17 protein-coding genes are annotated in these 16,579 nt (G+C 70.2%); 7 read left to right on the forward strand and 10 right to left on the reverse strand.

Annotation, left to right across the window (positions count from 1 at the left end; translation table 11 throughout):
* Positions 1-15: 15 nt before the first annotated feature.
* Positions 16-540 carry a hypothetical protein gene (locus tag SHK19_RS08855; protein WP_322457386.1) on the forward strand — a complete coding sequence of 175 codons (525 nt, stop codon included), beginning with the start codon at positions 16-18 and terminating at the stop codon, positions 538-540.
* A 3-nt stretch (positions 541-543) separates the two neighbouring features.
* Here the strand turns inward: SHK19_RS08855 and SHK19_RS08860 are convergent, their stop codons facing one another.
* Complete coding sequence (locus tag SHK19_RS08860; RefSeq protein ID WP_322457385.1) at positions 544-801, reverse strand: superinfection immunity protein; 258 nt, start codon at positions 799-801, stop codon at positions 544-546.
* 129 nt (positions 802-930) lie between these two features.
* On the opposite strand from SHK19_RS08860, the gene SHK19_RS08865 reads away from it, so the two are divergent.
* Both SHK19_RS08865 and SHK19_RS08870 read left to right on the forward strand, forming a co-directional pair.
* The gene (locus SHK19_RS08865) at positions 931-1,308 is read left to right on the forward strand and encodes a hypothetical protein (RefSeq protein WP_322457384.1); all 378 of its coding nucleotides are present in this window, start codon (positions 931-933) and stop codon (positions 1,306-1,308) included.
* Positions 1,309-1,312: 4 nt separating this feature from the next.
* Positions 1,313-2,215, forward strand: coding sequence for a serine/threonine-protein kinase (locus SHK19_RS08870; RefSeq protein ID WP_322457383.1), 903 nt, complete (start codon positions 1,313-1,315; stop codon positions 2,213-2,215).
* Between the two features lie 135 nt (positions 2,216-2,350).
* Here the strand turns inward: SHK19_RS08870 and SHK19_RS08875 are convergent, their stop codons facing one another.
* Genes SHK19_RS08875 through SHK19_RS08885 form a run of 3 tightly spaced genes read right to left on the reverse strand, consistent with a single transcriptional unit; the run spans position 2,351 to position 5,014 of the window.
* Positions 2,351-3,022, reverse strand: a complete 672-nt coding sequence (locus tag SHK19_RS08875; RefSeq protein ID WP_322457382.1) for a response regulator transcription factor — start codon at positions 3,020-3,022, stop codon at positions 2,351-2,353.
* Positions 3,007-4,425, reverse strand: coding sequence for a sensor histidine kinase (locus SHK19_RS08880; protein WP_322938427.1), 1,419 nt, complete (start codon positions 4,423-4,425; stop codon positions 3,007-3,009). Before SHK19_RS08880 ends, SHK19_RS08875 begins: the two co-directional genes overlap by 16 nt.
* 49 nt (positions 4,426-4,474) lie before the next feature.
* A complete protein-coding gene (locus SHK19_RS08885; protein WP_322938428.1) occupies positions 4,475-5,014 on the reverse strand; it encodes a hypothetical protein in 540 nt (179 codons plus the stop codon).
* A 113-nt stretch (positions 5,015-5,127) separates the two neighbouring features.
* Between SHK19_RS08885 and SHK19_RS08890 the strand changes: the two genes are divergently transcribed.
* On the forward strand, positions 5,128-6,681 hold the full coding sequence (locus tag SHK19_RS08890; protein ID WP_322938429.1) for an AMP-binding protein: 1,554 nt from the start codon (positions 5,128-5,130) through the stop codon (positions 6,679-6,681).
* Between the two features lie 37 nt (positions 6,682-6,718).
* On the opposite strand, the gene SHK19_RS08895 is transcribed toward SHK19_RS08890, so the two are convergent.
* Positions 6,719-9,271 (reverse strand): hypothetical protein, encoded by a 2,553-nt coding sequence (locus tag SHK19_RS08895; protein WP_322938430.1) that lies wholly within the window; start codon positions 9,269-9,271, stop codon positions 6,719-6,721.
* A gap of 287 nt (positions 9,272-9,558) precedes the next feature.
* On the opposite strand from SHK19_RS08895, the gene SHK19_RS08900 reads away from it, so the two are divergent.
* Complete coding sequence (locus tag SHK19_RS08900) at positions 9,559-9,879, forward strand: hypothetical protein (protein ID WP_322938431.1); 321 nt, start codon at positions 9,559-9,561, stop codon at positions 9,877-9,879.
* A gap of 51 nt (positions 9,880-9,930) precedes the next feature.
* On the opposite strand, the gene SHK19_RS08905 is transcribed toward SHK19_RS08900, so the two are convergent.
* Positions 9,931-10,083: a hypothetical protein gene (locus tag SHK19_RS08905; RefSeq protein WP_322457376.1), complete on the reverse strand. Its 153-nt coding sequence runs from the start codon at positions 10,081-10,083 to the stop codon at positions 9,931-9,933.
* Positions 10,084-10,271: 188 nt separating this feature from the next.
* On the opposite strand from SHK19_RS08905, the gene SHK19_RS08910 reads away from it, so the two are divergent.
* Complete coding sequence (locus tag SHK19_RS08910; protein WP_322457375.1) at positions 10,272-10,673, forward strand: hypothetical protein; 402 nt, start codon at positions 10,272-10,274, stop codon at positions 10,671-10,673.
* A gap of 21 nt (positions 10,674-10,694) precedes the next feature.
* Here the strand turns inward: SHK19_RS08910 and SHK19_RS08915 are convergent, their stop codons facing one another.
* Both SHK19_RS08915 and SHK19_RS08920 read right to left on the reverse strand, forming a co-directional pair.
* Positions 10,695-12,017, reverse strand: a complete 1,323-nt coding sequence (locus SHK19_RS08915) for a DUF2252 domain-containing protein (protein WP_322938432.1) — start codon at positions 12,015-12,017, stop codon at positions 10,695-10,697.
* Positions 12,018-12,067: 50 nt separating this feature from the next.
* Complete coding sequence (locus SHK19_RS08920; protein WP_322938433.1) at positions 12,068-13,525, reverse strand: phospholipase D family protein; 1,458 nt, start codon at positions 13,523-13,525, stop codon at positions 12,068-12,070.
* 112 nt (positions 13,526-13,637) lie between these two features.
* Between SHK19_RS08920 and SHK19_RS08925 the strand changes: the two genes are divergently transcribed.
* Positions 13,638-14,111 carry a GNAT family N-acetyltransferase gene (locus tag SHK19_RS08925; RefSeq protein ID WP_322938434.1) on the forward strand — a complete coding sequence of 158 codons (474 nt, stop codon included), beginning with the start codon at positions 13,638-13,640 and terminating at the stop codon, positions 14,109-14,111.
* A gap of 207 nt (positions 14,112-14,318) precedes the next feature.
* Here SHK19_RS08925 and SHK19_RS08930 read toward each other — a convergent pair whose 3' ends face one another.
* Positions 14,319-14,786, reverse strand: coding sequence for a pyridoxamine 5'-phosphate oxidase family protein (locus SHK19_RS08930; protein ID WP_322938435.1), 468 nt, complete (start codon positions 14,784-14,786; stop codon positions 14,319-14,321).
* 292 nt (positions 14,787-15,078) lie between these two features.
* Positions 15,079-16,557: a CYTH and CHAD domain-containing protein gene (locus tag SHK19_RS08935; RefSeq protein ID WP_405030466.1), complete on the reverse strand. Its 1,479-nt coding sequence runs from the start codon at positions 16,555-16,557 to the stop codon at positions 15,079-15,081.
* Between the last annotated feature and the right edge of the window lie 22 nt (positions 16,558-16,579).

Raw genomic sequence — 16,579 nt, forward strand, 5'->3', positions numbered from 1 at the left:
GAAGGGGAACCCACCATGAGACGAACGATCCTGGCCCTCCTGTTCGGAGTGCTGGTCCTGGGCGCTGGGACAGCGCCAGCGGCGGCGGAGAGCGGGGGCGTCAACGATCCGAGCGGTGATCTTCCGGAGCGGATCGATGTCACTCGCCTCGACGTGGAGAATGGCAGGCACTGGTTCACGATGCGGGCGAAGGTCGTCGACCTGCGGGCCCGGACGGGGACCTTCGAATTCAACTACTTCGCGCGCACCCAGGACGGCGACCCCACGAACGACCGGGGCGTCATCATCGCAGTCGACCGCGTCAACGGTCAGACACGTGCGCGGTTCTATGGGTGCGGCTGGAAGGACTGCAGTAGGGATCCCTGCCCACGAATGCGAGCCGGGTGGCTCCCGGACAAGAACATCGTCCGGGTGAGGGCGCCGCAGCGTTGCCTCCCGTGGGACGCCGCACCGCCCCCGCGCGGCGTCTTCCACGTATACAGCCATGTGGGCCCGGTGTGGAAAGACACGACCGAGGAGCTGGTGCTCGACCGCGGCTGAGCCTCACCGACCTGGTTCGGTCCACACCCGCAGGCCGGACACCCGGTGGCCGGCGGTTGCCATGGCAAGGGCGACGAACCAGCCGATGACGGTCCACCCGGTGAAGAAGTTGATCGCGCCGATCACTGGCGCGTTGGCCTTGCCGCGGGTGGTGGCGATCGCCCACGGCATCAGGTAGCCGCAGGTCGCGAACGTGGCCGCCCAGGCAACCAGGGCCTGGCGGGCGCGGTCCTGCTGGTCGGTCACGATCTCGAGGTACATGCGCGCACCCTAGGCCAACGGGTGGCGGAATGGTCGATGAGAGACCTCTCACCGACGACTCATAGCGGGCTCACCCACCCCGGGTTGGCTCTTCCTCATCGCTGACAACGACAAGGAAGGGCGAACACGATGAAGATCAATCCGCTTCGGATCATGACCCTGGGGCTCGCAGGACTCGTTGCCTCTGGCCTGATGGCGTTCCAGTCGAGCGCCACCGCCAGCGTCGACCAGTCCGTCATCAAGCGCGACGAGGACACCGCGGACGTGGTGCTCACCGACGACGACGATGACGACGACAGCAACCGGCTGGCACGGGACACCAACACCAACACCCGGTCCCGCTCCGGGAACAGCAGGGACGGATCTCGCACCGGTGACCGCAGCGGCCGCGACGACAGCCGCAGTGGCCGACGCGTGAAGGACTGGACCGGCGACAACACCAACACCCGCAAGCGTGACTGGTCGCAGAACCGGACCAACGACCGGTCGCGCCACAACACCCGGTGACGCAGTGACCTCGACCGTCGCAGCCGACACGAGCTGGTGCCTGCACGAAGGCGACGCGATCACCCCCGAGCTGACCGCCCTGCGGCTGCTCGGGGGTGGCTCGGCGTACGAAGCCTTCCTCGCGTTCGACGAGATCACCTACGGCCCGGTCGTGGTCAAGGTGGTCCGGCCGAGCGAGGTCGACGACCCGGAGACGCTGCACGGGCTGGAGCGGGAGGCGACCGCCCTCGACGTCGCCCACCACCCGGTCGTCGTCCGCGGACTCCGGCACTCCGTCGACGGGCCGCGACCGCACCTGGTGCTCGAGCACGTCGAAGGACCCCGCCTGTCGACGCTGATCCGCAGGTACGGGCGGTTGTCGGAGCAGCAGTATCTGCCGCTCGCGATCGACATCGCGTCGGCCCTCCACTACTTCCGGCACGCCGACGTCTGCCACCTCGACATCAAGCCCAGCAACCTGATCATGGGCTCGCCGGCACGACTGATCGACCTGTCGGTCGCCCGGTCGTCCGACGCAGCCGCCGCGATCAACGGGATCATAGGGACCGACGCATACCTGGCGCCCGAGCAGGCCGCGCCCGGTGAGGCCGGCAAGGTGCCGGGCTTCGCGAGCGACGTCTGGGGGCTCGGCGCGACCCTGTTCCACGCCATCGCGGGGGAGCGGCCGTTCCCCGAAGGCGATCGGGACGCTCCGACACCGGTCGAGCGGCACCCGCAGGTCGCCGTTCCGCCGGGACCGCTTCCGTCCGGGGTGGCGCCCGAGGTCAGCGAGGTGGTGTACGCCGCGCTCGAGCCGCGCGCCGCCGACCGCCCACTGCCGCACGAGATCGCGGAGGCGCTCGAGCCGGTCCTCGCGCGCCAGCCGAAGGCGCGGCTGACGTTCAAGGTCAACGCCCGTCCCGTGTGACGGTTGATGCGACCCTCGTGTTGCGTCGAATCGACAAGCTTGGCGCGTTCATTCGACGCTCTTGGTTGCCGAGCGCGCCAGGATCGTCGATTCGGCGCGCCATTGCCGTCGATTCGGCGCGCCATTGCCGTCGATTCAACCGTTGAACCGGTAGCCCATCCCGCGGACGGTCGCGATGCTGTCGGAGCCGAACTTCTTGCGGAGGTAGCCGACATAGACGTCGACGACGTTGGACCCCGGGTCGAAGTCGAACCCCCAGACGTGGTCGAGCAGCTGTTCGCGGGAGAGGACCTGCCCGTGGTTGAGCATGAAGACCTCGGCCAGGGCGAACTCCCTCGCTGAGAGGTCGACCTCGTCGCCTCCGACCGTCGCCCGCCGCGTGCGCAGGTCCAGCCGCACCCCACCCGCCTCGACGGCACCCACGGAGCCCTCGGCGTCAGTGGCGTGCACCTGCCGCAACCGCAGTCGGACCCGGGCGAGCAGCTCGGCGAACCGGAACGGCTTGGCCATGTAGTCGTCGGCTCCGCCCTCCAGGGCTGTCACCGTGTCGGTCACCGAGTCGCGGGCCGTCAGCACGATCACCGGCATCCGGGATCCCTGTGACCGGAGCTGGTCGAGGACGTCGAAGCCGTCCACGCCGGGCAGGCCGATGTCGAGCACCATCAGGTCGAAGTCGCCGCTCAGCGCGTGATCGAGGCCCTCACGTCCGTCGGCGCAGACCGTGGTCTGGAATCCGTCGGCGCGAAGGCCCTTGGAGACGAACGACGAGATCTTGGCCTCGTCCTCCACGATCAGGATGCGGGCCACGAGTTGGTCTCCTTCGGACGGGTCTGGCGGATGGGAAGGGTGAGCACGAACCGGGCACCCCCGGACGGGGCGTTCTCGACATGGGCGGTGCCGCCGTGACCGGTGGCGATCGCCCGCACGATGGAGAGTCCCAGGCCGAAGCCCTCGTCGTTCTCGCGGACCACCCCTCGTCCGAAGCGCTCGAAGATGAGCTCGCGGTCGGCGGCGGGTACGCCGGGCCCGGAGTCGCGCACCCAGATCGTGACCGACTCGGCCGAGACGGCTGCCCCGATGGCGATCTCGTCGCCCTCCTGGGTGTGCTTCACCGCGTTGTCAGCGAGCTGCAGCACGGCCTGGGTGATCCGCTGCCGGTCCATCTCGACCCGGCCGGCAGGAGCGCCGTCGTACCGCCATTCCCGCTCACCGAGGCCGCGAGCCTTGGCGACGAGGTCCTCGGCGAGTCCGTCGAGGTCCACCTGCTCGATCCGCAGGAAGTCGGGCCGGTCGCTCTTCGCCAGGAGGATGAGGTCGCGGGTGAGCCGGGCCATTCGGTCCACCTCGTCGAGCAGCAGCTTGCGGGTCGCCTCGACCTCGTCCGGGTTCGCGGTGTCGAGCAGCTCGAGGTGCCCGCTGAGCACGGTCAGCGGCGTGCGGAGCTCGTGCCCCGCATCGTCGAGGAACCTCTTCTGGGAGATGAACGCCGACTCCAGCCGCTCCAGCATGCCGTTCACCGTGTGGGTGAGATCGGTGATGTCGTCGTGGCCGCGGACGGGCAGCCGCTGCGAGAGGTCGGTGGCGCCGATCCTTTCGGCGGTCGTGCGCAAGGTGCGCAACGGCGACAGCAGCCGACCCGACTGCCACCAGCCGATGGCCAGGACCAGCAGCAGCGAGAGGAAGGCGACGATCGCGTAGGTGCGCATCGTCTCGTTGAGCAGTGCGTCCCTCTCCGAGAGCTCCTGGACCACGACCAGGGCGCCGACGCGGTTGTCGCCCTCGAACTGGACGGACTGGACAGCGATGAGGACCTCGCCGTCCCTCGGACTGGTCCAGAGCCGGCTGCCGTTGTTCGGGATCAGGTCCTCGACGATCCTGTCGAACTCCTCGTCGCCGAGATAGGCGTCGTCGCCGGGCTCCTGGCCCGGGAGTGCGTCGCCGCCGTACCAGGCCAGGAAGGCCTCGGAGGGGCTGGCGACATTGCGGTCGAGGAACGTCTGCAGCAGGGGGACGACCCCGTCGAAGGCCTTGCCGGTGCGCGGGTCGATGCCGGTTCGCTGCAGCGTCCTGAACTCCTCGACCTCTTGCTCGACCTCGTCCGCTGCCTGTTCGCGGTTCCGGTCGTGCTCGATCAGGTAGACGATCGCCCCGGAGCCGGTGAGGGCGAGTGCCACGAGCAACGCCACGGCGAGGGTGATCCGGGTGCGCACGGAAACGCCCGACCGGTGGGGTCGGGCGGCCGTGCGTGGCTCCCGGGTGTCAGTCGTCGTCTTCTCCGCCGTCGTCCGTGTCGTCGTCGTCCTCATCACCGCCGGTGTCGTCGTCACCACCGCCGGTGTCGTCGTCACCACCGCCGGTGTCATCGTCACGACCGCCGGTGTCGTCGTTGTCGTGGTCACCACCACCGGTGTCGTCGTCGCCACCGCCGCTGCGGGTGCTGGTGTCATCATCCCGCTCATCGCCCGGGTCGGCATCCTCACCACCGCGGGAGCCGACGCTTCCGTCAGTGTCGCCCTCCGCCGCGTCGGTGTCGTCATTCACCCCGTCGTCGGTGTCGTCGCCCGCCTCGTCGTCGTCCGCGACGAGGTCGTCGGAGTCGTCGGCGGGCGGCTTCCGGCCGGGGTCCTGGCCTCGGCGGGGATCCGTGGGTTCCGGCGCGGTGGGCGTGGAGACGTCCTGGATGATGATCCGCTCGCGGGTCGGTGAGTCGTCGGACACCGCCACCAAGGAGCCGGCGACGAACGCGCCGAGCGGGAGGGCCACGCCGAGCGCGACGAGGACCTTCAGGAGCGTGCTCATGTCCCGATGGTTCCCGGGCTGTGTGGCGCCGCGGTGAGACGAAGGTGAGAGGACTCTCATCCGAGGCGGCCCTAGAGTGGCGACAGTCCCACCTCACCCAGTCGGAGGAGACCATGTTCGTCCCGTTCAGCGTGTGCGACTTCCTCGACCGGGCCGTCACCGTGTACGGCGACCGGGTCGGCGTCATCGACGAGCCGGTGCAGCCGGCGCCGAGCCAGGGCGAGCTGACGTATGCCCAAGTCGGCGACCTCGCGCGCCGCCAAGCGGCTCGCCTCGACCAGCTCGGTGTCGCACCGGGGGAGCGGGTGGCGATCGTGAGCCACAACAGTAGTCGGCTCCTCACGTCGTTCTTCGGCGTCTCGGGCTGGGGTCGGATCCTGGTGCCGGTGAACTTCCGGCTGCGACCCGACGAGGTGCAGTACATCGTCGAGCAGTCCGGCTCTCGTGTCCTCTACGTCGACCCAGAGCTCGAGGAGTCCCTGAAGGGCGTGGATGCCGAGCAGAAGTTCGTGCTCGGCACCGACTCCGACCTGTACGCCGAACCCGGCGTCGAGCCGGCACCGTGGGAGCACGACGAGGGCGCGACGGCGACGATCAACTACACCTCCGGCACGACCGCCCGGCCGAAGGGTGTGCAGATCACGCACCGCAACATCTGGACCAACGCGGTGACGTTCGGCCTGCACACCACGATCAGCGACCGGGACGTCTACCTGCACACGCTGCCGATGTTCCACGCCAACGGGTGGGGCATGCCGTTCGCGATGACCGGGGTCGGCGCGCAGCACATCGTGCTCCGCAAGGTGGACGGTGCCGAGATCCTGCGGCGGGTGCGGGACCACGGCGTCACCATCATGTGCGCCGCCCCCGCTGTCGCGGCCGCGGTGCTCGACGCGCTGCCGGACTGGGAGGGCGAGGTCCCCGGACGCGACCGGGTGCGGATCGTGATGGCCGGCGCACCGCCCCCGACGAAGACCGTTGCCCGCGTCGAGGAGGAGCTCGGCTGGGAGTTCATCCAGATCTACGGACTGACCGAGACCAGCCCGGTGCTGACCGTCAACCGGCGACGAGCCGAGTGGGACGACCTCGAGGCGGAGGAGCGCGCGCAGAAGCTCACGCGCGCCGGCGCCCCCGCGCTCGGTGTCACGCTCGAGATCGACGAGTCCGAGGAAGGGTCCGGCGAGGTGCTCGCCCGGTCCAACGTCGTGCTCGAGGGCTACTGGGAGAAGCCGGAGGAGTCGGCGGCAGCGCTGCGGGACGGGTGGTTCCACACCGGCGACGGCGGCATCCTCGGCGAGGACGGCTACCTCACCATCGCCGACCGCAAGAAGGACGTGATCATCACCGGCGGAGAGAACGTCTCCTCGATCGAGGTCGAGGACGCACTCTTCTCCCACGACGCGGTCGCGGAGGTCGCCGTGATCGGGGTGCCGAGCGAGAAGTGGGGCGAGACGATCAAGGCGCTCGTGGTGCTGGCTCCCGGGAACGACCCGGGGGAAGACATGGAGGCCGAGCTGATCCAGTGGTGCAAGCAGCGGTTGGCGGGCTTCAAGGCGCCGACGTCGGTGGAGTTCCGCTCCGAGCTGGCGCGGACGGCGACCGGCAAGCTCCAGAAGTTCAAGTTGCGCGCGCCGTACTGGGAGGGCCGCGACCGCCAGGTCAACTGACGACCCCGAGCATCCTGCCCGACGCTGACGGGGCCGGTCAGTCGCGGTCGAGGACCTTGATCCGGTACCTCGCCCGCTCACCGATTCCTGTTGCAACCAGCACGGACAGGAACTCGGTCCCTTCCCGGACCCCGTCCCGCCGGACCGGGATCCGCAGGGTGACGGTTCCCCGCCGCGGACTGACCTGGTCGTACACGAACGTGCGCGTGCGCCACAGAGGTCGCTGCGGGTGCCGCGCGTCGCTGTGGTCCTCGAGCCAGGCCCGCGGCACGTCGACGCCACGGAGGTCCTCACCCTCGCCGCGGACCGCGCGTGCGAGGACCTCGGTCCCGACGCCGGTCGCGCCCTCGAGGGTAACCGTGATCTCGATCGTGCCGCCCTCCCGCACTCGGCGAGTGACGTCGATGTCGACGTCCGGGGCAGGGTCGTCGTCGACGACCAGCAGCTGGCCGAGGTAGTCGTCGGTGGCGATGCCCTGCAGCGGCCAGAGTGCGATCAGGGTCTGTTGGTCGTGCCCGAACTGCCGGTCGGCGTTGTACTCGACCGGGATCGAGCCGGACGTCTGACCGGGTGCGACGTCCACGACGAGACGCTGCACCTGCCCCCGCTGCTGGCCCGCGGTGAAGACAGCGAACCGTCCTGCGCGGGTCACGTTGCCGACGATGTCGAACGGGACGCGCGCGACCTTGATGCCGCCCGCGCCCTCGTCGATCCGGACGTTGCCGATGCGCACCTGCGGCAACCGGCGGTCCGGGACGGCCGCGACCTCCTCCGGGGCTGCGGCGAGATCGGCGACCCACACCCGGCCTCGAGGAGTGCCGGCGACCAGCTCGACGGAGGTGATGTCGGTGAGGTCGACGCCGGTCGCGTCCCGTGCGTCGACCACGACCGCGGTGGCCCACAGCTTGGTCGCCCAGGCGACCTCCGGCATCGGCGTCGGCCCCGTGCCTGGCTCAGGGTCGAGCAGGGCCGATCCGCCCGCGGAGTCGGAGATCCGCACCTGCACGTCGGGATCGGCGTACGTCGGGTCGGCGATGGTGCGCAGCTCGAGCCGGTCGCTGCTGAGGTCGAGGGGTGCGGCGAACCGCAGGCCACCCGCGGCGCCAGACTCCTGCCACGCGAACTCGAGGAACTGCCGAGTCGGCACCGGCTCGCCGCCCGTCGCCCAGTGTGGGGTCACCCAGTCCCGGTTGCGGCGCCCGCAGATCGCGAACGACCCGCTCCCGGACGAGATCCCGGTGCAGAGCCGGGCATCGGCGTCTCCTGTGGTGAGGGTCGGCCGGGCCTCGTTGCCGGGCCGGCGCAGCGAGCGTCCGCCTCCGATCGCGTGCGTCAGGACCTCGGCGTCGCCGATGGAGTCCACGGTGACCGGAGATCCGTCGTACATCGGCGTGTACTCGCCCTCGCCGGTGAACAGGCGGACGGCGCCGGCGACGTACGCCTTGCCGACCGCGCGCTGCTGCCACGGCTTGAGCCGTCCGGGGTGGCGGGTGCCGCAGGTCTCGTCGCGGTCACCACCCCAGTCGTCCCAGGACGGAGCGACCGCGGTGGCCGGGGTCCACTCGGTGTTGAAGAAGTTGTGGTTGGTGCCCATCGCCATCACCGAGCTCTTCAGCGAGGTGTCATCGGGCGCCATGCCGCGGGCGACGTCGGTGAACCGCTGGCCCTGCAGGTCGTAGACGTCGCCGTCGCAGTAGGGAAGCACGGTCACGGTCGGGACGTACGGCGCCGTGTGCCACGCGAAGTCGGTCGGGGCGAGCAGCACCTGCCCGGCGATGCGGTACGGCGCACTCGTGCGGATCTGGATCGACGCCCGGTCGACTCCTTCGCCGCCGCGGCTGTGCCCGACGAGGACGACCTTGTCGAGATCGACCTGGTGCGCAGCGGCGAGATCGACCCAGCCGTCGAGGTGCTCCTGCACGATCGCCGCACGGGCGTCCGCTCCGCCGTCGGCCAGCCGGTCGTCCTGTGCGTTGATGCCGTTGACCCGCACGGACACGGTCGCGTAGCCCTGGGACGCCAGCAGCTGCTGGACGTAGTCGTAGCCGAGGTGGCTCGGGATCTCCTCCATCGGGGCCTGGCACGGCCAGCCGTCAGCGAAGTCGTCGGGGTCCGTCGGGTTGTAGCAGACGCTGTGTCGCCCGTGGAGGAAGAGCACCAGTGGCCGGGGTCCGGTGGCCTCGCCGGGGGCCGGCTCGACGACGTGGCCGACCATCTCGATCGGCTCGGGCATGCCGGGGAGCTTGACGGGGTCCCAGTCGTAGTCGCTGCTGACGACGTCGTAGGGACCAGGCCGCCCCGGGTCGGGGGCGTCGAGCTCACGGGTGATCCGTGGGGGCATCGCGTCGTCAGCCGTGCCGGTGGACGGGTCGAAGCCGGCCTCGTCGAGGCGGTCGCCGGAGAGGACGACGTCGAGCTCTGCCGGGAGCGGTGCGCGGTCGGCGGTGACGAGCGCGGTGACGGTCCGGCCGTCGGCCTCGACCGTCGGTGCGCCGAAGGCGAGCCCGTCGCCGGTGATGGTGGGTCGGTCCGAGCCGGTCGGAAGGTCCCGCGGCGAGGTCCAGGAGACCTGGAAGCTGCCGTTGCCCACGGCGACCACCTGCCAGCCGGGATCGTCCGGTGCCGCGGAGGCTCCGGGCGCCGCGTGCGCCGGTGGGGACGCAGGGGCGGTCAGCGTCAGCGCGGTCGCCGCGGCGGCAGCGATGGCGACAGAGACTCGGCGAACTCGGGGCAGGACTCGGGGCGCACTGACGGCGCGATGCGGCTGCACACCTGGTAGACGCGCGGGCCGGCGAAATGGTTGCCGACGGACGCGGGGAAGAATCGGGCGTCTCCGGACGCTGATACCGATATCCTTGCAAGGGAGAGGAGCGCTCGATGAGCACGATGCACATCGCGACCGCGACCAGGTCCTACGTGCGGTCGGTCGAGCGGGTCGCGGCGAAGTCACCGGACCCCGCCGTCGCCGAGCGCCTCCTCACCGCCGCCGTCAGCATGCGGGTCGCCCTCGAGATGCTGCCCGAGGGCTCACCGCACCAGCTGTTCGAGCTCCGCAACCGCGCGGCAGCGATCGCCGCGGTCCCGCGAGTGGGATCCACGGCCCACACCGCACTGTTGGCAGCGCACGCGGTCTTCGCCGAGCGAGCCGCCGAGTGGGCGCTCGCTTGCGGGCTGGGCACCCGTCCCGCGCCGGTCTGACGGGGTCGGTCGCTGGTGCGGTCTCGCGTCTGACACACGGACGGGTTGCGCTCACGCCGCGATCGGCAGCATCCCGGGCAGCGACGTGACCCGGCACGCGCAGCTGTCGCTGCAGGGGAGATAGGTGTGGACCGGGTGGCCGCACCCCGAGCACGGCAGGTCGTGGGAGAGGTGCTGTCCGGCGGTCTGGTCGGTGTTCCACATGATCGTTGCCTCCTCGTGGTGCGGTGGGTGGTGCCTCACCATCTCCACGAAGGGGCCCGCGGGAATTCGACACTCAGCCCGACAATTTCCGGTGACACCCGCGGTCGACGTGACGGTCAGGGCCGACCAGGCCCACGAACCGCTGGTCTGTTTCCGCCACGCTCGGGTAGCGGTGCGGTGTGGCTCTGATGACGGAAGTACTGCTTGCCAGTGGCGTTGCCTTGGACCTGGTGGGTGCGGGGGTCCTCTCGCACGCCCACAACGCCGAGTCGATCGTCGAGCTGCGGGAGGAGGCAGGGGAAGAGGGCTCCGCCGTGGGGGAACCGGACGCTCTCTCCACGCACGCCCAGCTGTTGGCGGAGAAGAGGATCGGATTCCTGCTCCTGACCCTCGGACTGAGCGTGTATCTGTGCGGCATCGTCCTGAAGAGCTCCGAGGACGTGTCGCTGATGGCGCCCATCGCGCTGGGCGTCGTGGTGGCCGGGGTGGTGATCAGCCTGGTCTTCACTCGCGTGGCCGGGAAGCGGATCCTCGGGCAGGCACGCCGTGCTGCGGAGGAGGACGGTCCGGACGAGCTGCCTGAGCAGTAACGGCTCGCCGGTGGTCATCGATCAGGTGGCCGACAAGCCGGCGATCTCTCCCGCGCGGAACGCATCGACGAAGAGCGCGTGGTCGTTGCGGACCGTCTCGGCGTACGACATGGCGAACCCCACCAGGTCCTCGACGAACTTCTCCTCCTGGTCGCCGATGACCTCGAGGATGGCCTCCTCGGTCTGGAACTCGACGAGCTCCTCGTCGCTGTCCTCGTCGGAGGCGCAGTGCACCTTCGCCGTGGCGCGCCCGAGGTCCTCGAGCAGCGGCTCCATCTCCTCGGGCTCGGTGATGTCGCTCCAGTCGAGGTCGGTCTCGTACGGCGAGAGCTCGTCGACGACGAAGCCGGTGCCGTCGATGGTGGCCCATCCGAGGAACGGGTCCGCGTGGGCCTGGAGTGCGCGCTGGCTCACGACGGTGCGATGGCCGTCGTGCTCGAAGACGTCGCGGATCCGCTTGTCCTTGACCACCTGGCTCGCGGCAGGGTGGTTGCCCTGCTTCATGCTGAGCACGATGTCGTTCTCGAGAGCCTGGTTGAAGCCCTCGATGAGCACGTTGTACGCCGGCAGCCCCGCGCTGCCGATCCCGAAGCCGGTGCTCGCGACGACGTCCTTCACGTCGTAGAAGACCCTGCGGCTGGATCGTTTGTCCGGCGGGATCGTTTCGAGGTAGCGCTCGAACGCCGCGAGCACCATCGAACGCTCCGACGCGTTGAGGTGCCTGGCGGTGGCGTCGTCGACGAACCGGCGCTCGTGGTCGGAAACGACCGTCATCGACTCGAGCAGGTCGATGCGGTTCTGCGCCCGCGCGACCTGGAGGATTGCGTGCACGGCCCCTTCGGTGTTGTCGAGCCGCAGCGCGAACTCCTCCAGGTCGTCGTCGGTCTCGGCGTAGCGCCGGACCTGGTCGACGTATGCACGGAGGTAGACGGCCGCCAGGCGCCGCACCTCGTCCTCGGGGAGCGCCTTCTGCCATCCCATCAGGGCCAGGCTGGCGACGAAGCGACGGAGGTCCCACGAGAAGTGGCCGAGGTAGGCCTCGTCGAAGTCGTTGACGTCGAACACGAGCCGGCCCTCGGCGTTCATGTAGGTGCCGAAGTTCTCGGCGTGCAGGTCGCCGTGGATCCACACCCGCGACGTGCGGTCGTCTGCCCACCGGTCGTCGAGCTCGGCCATGTCTGCGTAGAACAGGCAGGCCGAACCCCGGTAGAAGGCGAACGGGTCGGCGGCCATCTTGCGGAACTTCGTCCGGAAGCCACGCGGGTCGGTCCGGAGCAGGTCGTCGAAGGCATGGGCGAGGACGTCGATGACCTGCTGGCGCCGCTTCGCCGCTCCACTGCTCATCCACTCAGCCTAGGAGCCCGCTGAACAATCCGCCCATGGCCGTCGTCGCCTCAGAAGTGCGTCGTGCCGCGCAGCTTCCGCGGCCTCCCGTCGGGGTCGTAGAGCGTGCGGTACGCCGCTCGTGCCCACAGCCGGGTGCGGGCCGGGAGCACGCTCGGTACGTGCGGCCGGATCCGGCTGCCGGGCGCGCCCACCTGGCCGTTCCACAGGTCCATCGCCCCGGCCAGGTCGGTCAGCCGCGGGTCGTCGTCCCGGAGGCCGAGGTGCTCAGCCCACAACGACGCACGGACGCTGCGCGGCAGCTCGCCGTCCGGATCGACGATCGCGCAGGTGAGCTCCGAGTCGTGGGTCCAGGAGCGCAGGTTGAGGTTGTCGGAGCCGATGGTCATCCAGTGGTCGTCGACCACGCACACCTTCGCATGCACGTAGATCGGCGTCCCGGCGGCGTTCTCGATGTCGAACATGGCGAACCGCTCACCGCCCGCGGCGTTCAGCGCCTCCCACGCCTCTCGTTGGCCGTAGATCATCGGCGGCCCGCCGATCCGGTTGTCCTCCTCCGGATAGCGCGGGATGACGGCGATCACGTGCAGGTCCGGCTCGCGTCGGAGGGCGTCCGCGAGCGCGGTGGCCACGACCTCGGACCAGAAGTACTGGTCCTCGATGTAGATCAGCCGCCGGGCCCGGTCGAAGGCGCGCGAGTAGCCCCGCGCGATCGTGCGCTCTCCGTCGGGCGCGAAGGGGTACGGCGGCCGCTTCGACGGATAGGTGCGCAGGAGCTGGACCTGGTGCGGGCCGACCTCGGGCGGCGGGTCCCACCGCTCCGGAAGTTGCTCGGGGTGCCGTGGCATCTTGACCAGCCGGTGCATGACCGCGCGGTAGGGGTTGCGGTGGTCGAGCGGCGTGGGGTCGTCCCAGCGCTCAGCGAAGGTGTCGAGCACGTGCGCCACCGCGGGTCCGCGGATCTCCGCCATCGCGTCGTGCCATGGCGGGGTCGGGCCGTACCGCTCGTCCAGCGGCGGTGCCTGGGGATCCCCTCCGTGCTCGGCGTCGTCACGACGACCGTGACAGAGATCGATGCCGCCGACGAACGCGACGTCCTCCTCCGGCCTGCCCTTCCGCCGCATGACGAACAGCTTCTGGTGGTGGGACCCGCCTCGGCGGATCCTCTCGTCGAGGAGCGCCTCGCCGCCGGCCTCGTTGATCACGGCACCGAGGTGGTCGTTCTCCTCGCTGTTGAGCTTGCCCGGGTGCGAACGCCAGAGCAGCGCCCGGACCTCGACGCCGCGCCGCGACGCAGAGGCCAGGACATCGCCGACGGTCGGGCCGTCCTTCGTCATCTTCTCGTCCGCGTCGCCGCGCCAGTCGGTCAGGAAGATCCGGTCTCCGGGCTCGGTCGCCCCGATGACTTCCAGCAAACGTGCGAAGTAGTTGGCCCCGTGCACGTGCGGCACCACGAGATTCCCGGAGGTCCATGCGCGCTCCGCTGTGGGAAGGAACCAGTCACTCACCCGCTCAGGTTCGCAGCAACGGTAAAGATCGTCCACGGCAAGGTGTGAGAAGGCGCACGAACGGCGGGTGTGATTGGCCAGCGCGCGGTCGATCCCCGTAGCGTCGCGAGCAATGAGCCCAGTCGAAAATCCTGTCATCCGCCCGATTGAGCACCACGACCTCGACCCGATCGTCGATCTGAACCAAGCCGCCCTGGAGGGCGTCGGCCCGCTGGACCACGAGTCCCTGGCACTCCTGGTGAAGAAGTCCGACCAGGCACTCGTTCTCGACGACGGCGGCCAGATCGGCGGCTTCGTGATCACCTTGCCGACCGGCGCCACCTACGACTCGAGCCGTTACGAGTGGTTCGAGGACCGGCTCGAGGAGTACGTCTACCTCGACCGGATCGTCGTCGCGGAGACGCACCGCCGCAAGGGAGTCGCGTCGCGGCTGTACGACGCGGTGGAGACCGACCTGCCGGTCGCCCTCGAGGTCTACGACACCAACGCGCCGTCGCTGGAGTTCCACCGGCGCCGCGGGTACCAGAAGGTCGGAGAGCTCGAGCACGCCGGCAAGCGGAACCTGATGCTGCTCAAGGCCAGCTGACCGCGACCTCGGTCGGGAGCACTACTTCTGGTGCTGGGCGATCAGGTCCTCGACCGCCTTCGGGATCGTGGTCTCGAAGTCGAGGAGCCTGGCCCATGTGTCGGTGTGATCGTGATCCGGGCCATCTGCTGCGGCGCTCTCACGGAGGGGGACGGAGCTGATCCGTGGATCTCGACATCGGTGTCCAGTCATCGGGTCGCTCGGCGCTCAGAGCCGGACCGGCACCCGCTGGTCACAACCGGAACCGTCGCCGAAGTCACGCCCGCGCACATGGGTCTCCGCCGCCGTGATCCGCGCCTGGTAGAGCACGAACGGCTGGTCCCGCAGGGACTCCGGAGTGAAGGACAGCTCGGGTTCGACGCCCTCGAACGCCCGGGCGCAGGCCCCCGCGAGCTCGTCCTCCGGAACCCGCCCCGCCGTCGCCTCCAGGTAGACGGCCTGACCGGTGTGCGGAGCGGCGCTCGAGTCGAACACGACGATGCTCACCTCTGGACGGTCCTGGACGTTTCGGGAGTGGTGGGCACCGGGCGACGAGAGCCAGTACACCTCTCGGTGGTCGACCAGAGAGAACCACACCGGGGACACCCGCGGCCGACCGGACGGGTCGACCGTCCCGAGCACCATGAACCTGTTGCGTGCGAGTGTCGTGCGCGCCAGCTCTTCGAGGTCAGTCATCGCGCCAGTCTGGCTCATCGGCCACCCGCATCTGCACCGCCTTCAGCCCGTGACGTCGCCACCGCCGGTGACGTTGTCAGGGAGCCTCGCGCTGGTCAGCGGACCCGGACCTGCACGGGCGCGGCAGGCCAGGCAACCAACCTGGCCACGCCGGGTCTCGCATCGACGGGTACGGCGACGGTCCACGTCACTCGTCCGGCGCGGCGCATGCTTGGTGGGACGGTCGGGTCGAATGTCTGGTTCCGTCGAACCCGGGTGCGCGCGGTTCTGCAAGACGGCACCCGAACGGCGCTCACCGCAGCCAGCGGCGCCGCTTCTTGGCCTTCGCGCGCGACCAGGCCTCGTGGTAGCCGGCGCGCAGGCTCGCGGCCAGCGCCTGCTGGCGGCCGTGCAGGCGGCCGTAGGTGAATGCGTTGTCGCCGTCGAGATGGGCCTGCACTGCCAGCTGACGCAAGGTCGGCTGGGTGACCACGGCGTCCTGGTAGTCACCGAGGACCGACTGGAGCTTCTTGGTCGCCTTCACGAATCGCTCGGCGTCCCGGCCGACGACGGGGACGAGCGGCTCGGCGGCGTACCGGGCGCGCTTGGCCGCCTTGCGGACCTCGTGCAGGCGGTGGTCGCGCGTCTGCCGGTCCGGCGCCTCCGCCACGGCGTCCACCCGACGACGCAGCCGCTTGAACGCCTTGGCCACCCGCGCGGGGAGTACGTCGGCAGCGGGCTGCCGGGCCCGGCTGGTCCACCGCGGGTTGGTCACCAGGGCGTCGAGGTCGTCGATCAGGGCGTAGTACCGCGGTGACTCGATCGCCTCGACCGCGCGCCGGTGGGCGAGGCGGTAGGCAGCCGCGAGCTGACGGTCCACCCGCTGTGCGACCGGGCCCATCACGAGCTCGACCGGCTCCTCGGAGATGAGACGCGAGAGCCGTGCCTGCATGACCTCGGTGTCCCGGGCGTCGCCGAGGACGCCCGCGATCCACTTCAGCTCGTCCCGGCGGGGTTCCGTCCGGTTGCGGTCGAGCAGGGGCCGGTACGAGGCCAGGTCGCTGCGAAGCCGCCGCATCGCCACCCGCATCCGGTGCACGGCGTCCGGCGCGTCATGGCGGACCAGGGGGTCGCGGTACTTCAGCTCGGAGACCTGCTCGCGCAGCCGGGCACCGAGCACCTCGGCTGCCGAGCTCTTCGGGCCCGGCGGCTCGTCGGGGTGGATCAGGCTCTTCGGGATGCGGTTGCCGAGGGCGCGGGCCAGCTTCGACGGCCCCGCTGCGGGACGGGCGCCCGTCGCCTCCAGCAGCGCACCGGCCGTCTCCAGCAGTGCCTCGTCACCGTCGACGAGCTCGACCTCCCACTCACGCCACGACGACGCGCTCCGTCCGTCCAGGTCTCCCGGGGTGTCCGCGGTGACCAGGTCGTCGCACAGCTCCGCCATGGTCCGTCCGTCGGCATCGCAGAGGCGGTGGATCCGGCGTCGGGTGCGGATCTCGGCCACGGGGCGCAGGGTCTGGCCGCGGGCGTAGAGCTGGACCGCCCGTTCCAAGGAGGTCGGCACCACGTCCGCGGCGTGGCCGCCCACCGGCTCCCGCAGCTCGTCGAGACCGCCGTCCGGGGACGGGACCTTCAGGTGCCAGCCCGCGTCGCCGCCGCCCGTGCGCCGTCGCAACGTGAGGCCGGCGGCGGCCAGCGCCAGGCGGTCGGTGTCGAAGTACGTCGCGCCCAGCTCCTGCGTCTCCGGGCCGGCCACGCTCGCGATGCCGTCCAGCGCCGTGAGATCGGGCATTTCAGCTTCGGCAGCCGGCTCG

This window comes from Nocardioides bizhenqiangii (genome assembly GCF_034661235.1).
In the GTDB taxonomy this organism is placed as follows: domain Bacteria; phylum Actinomycetota; class Actinomycetes; order Propionibacteriales; family Nocardioidaceae; genus Nocardioides; species Nocardioides bizhenqiangii.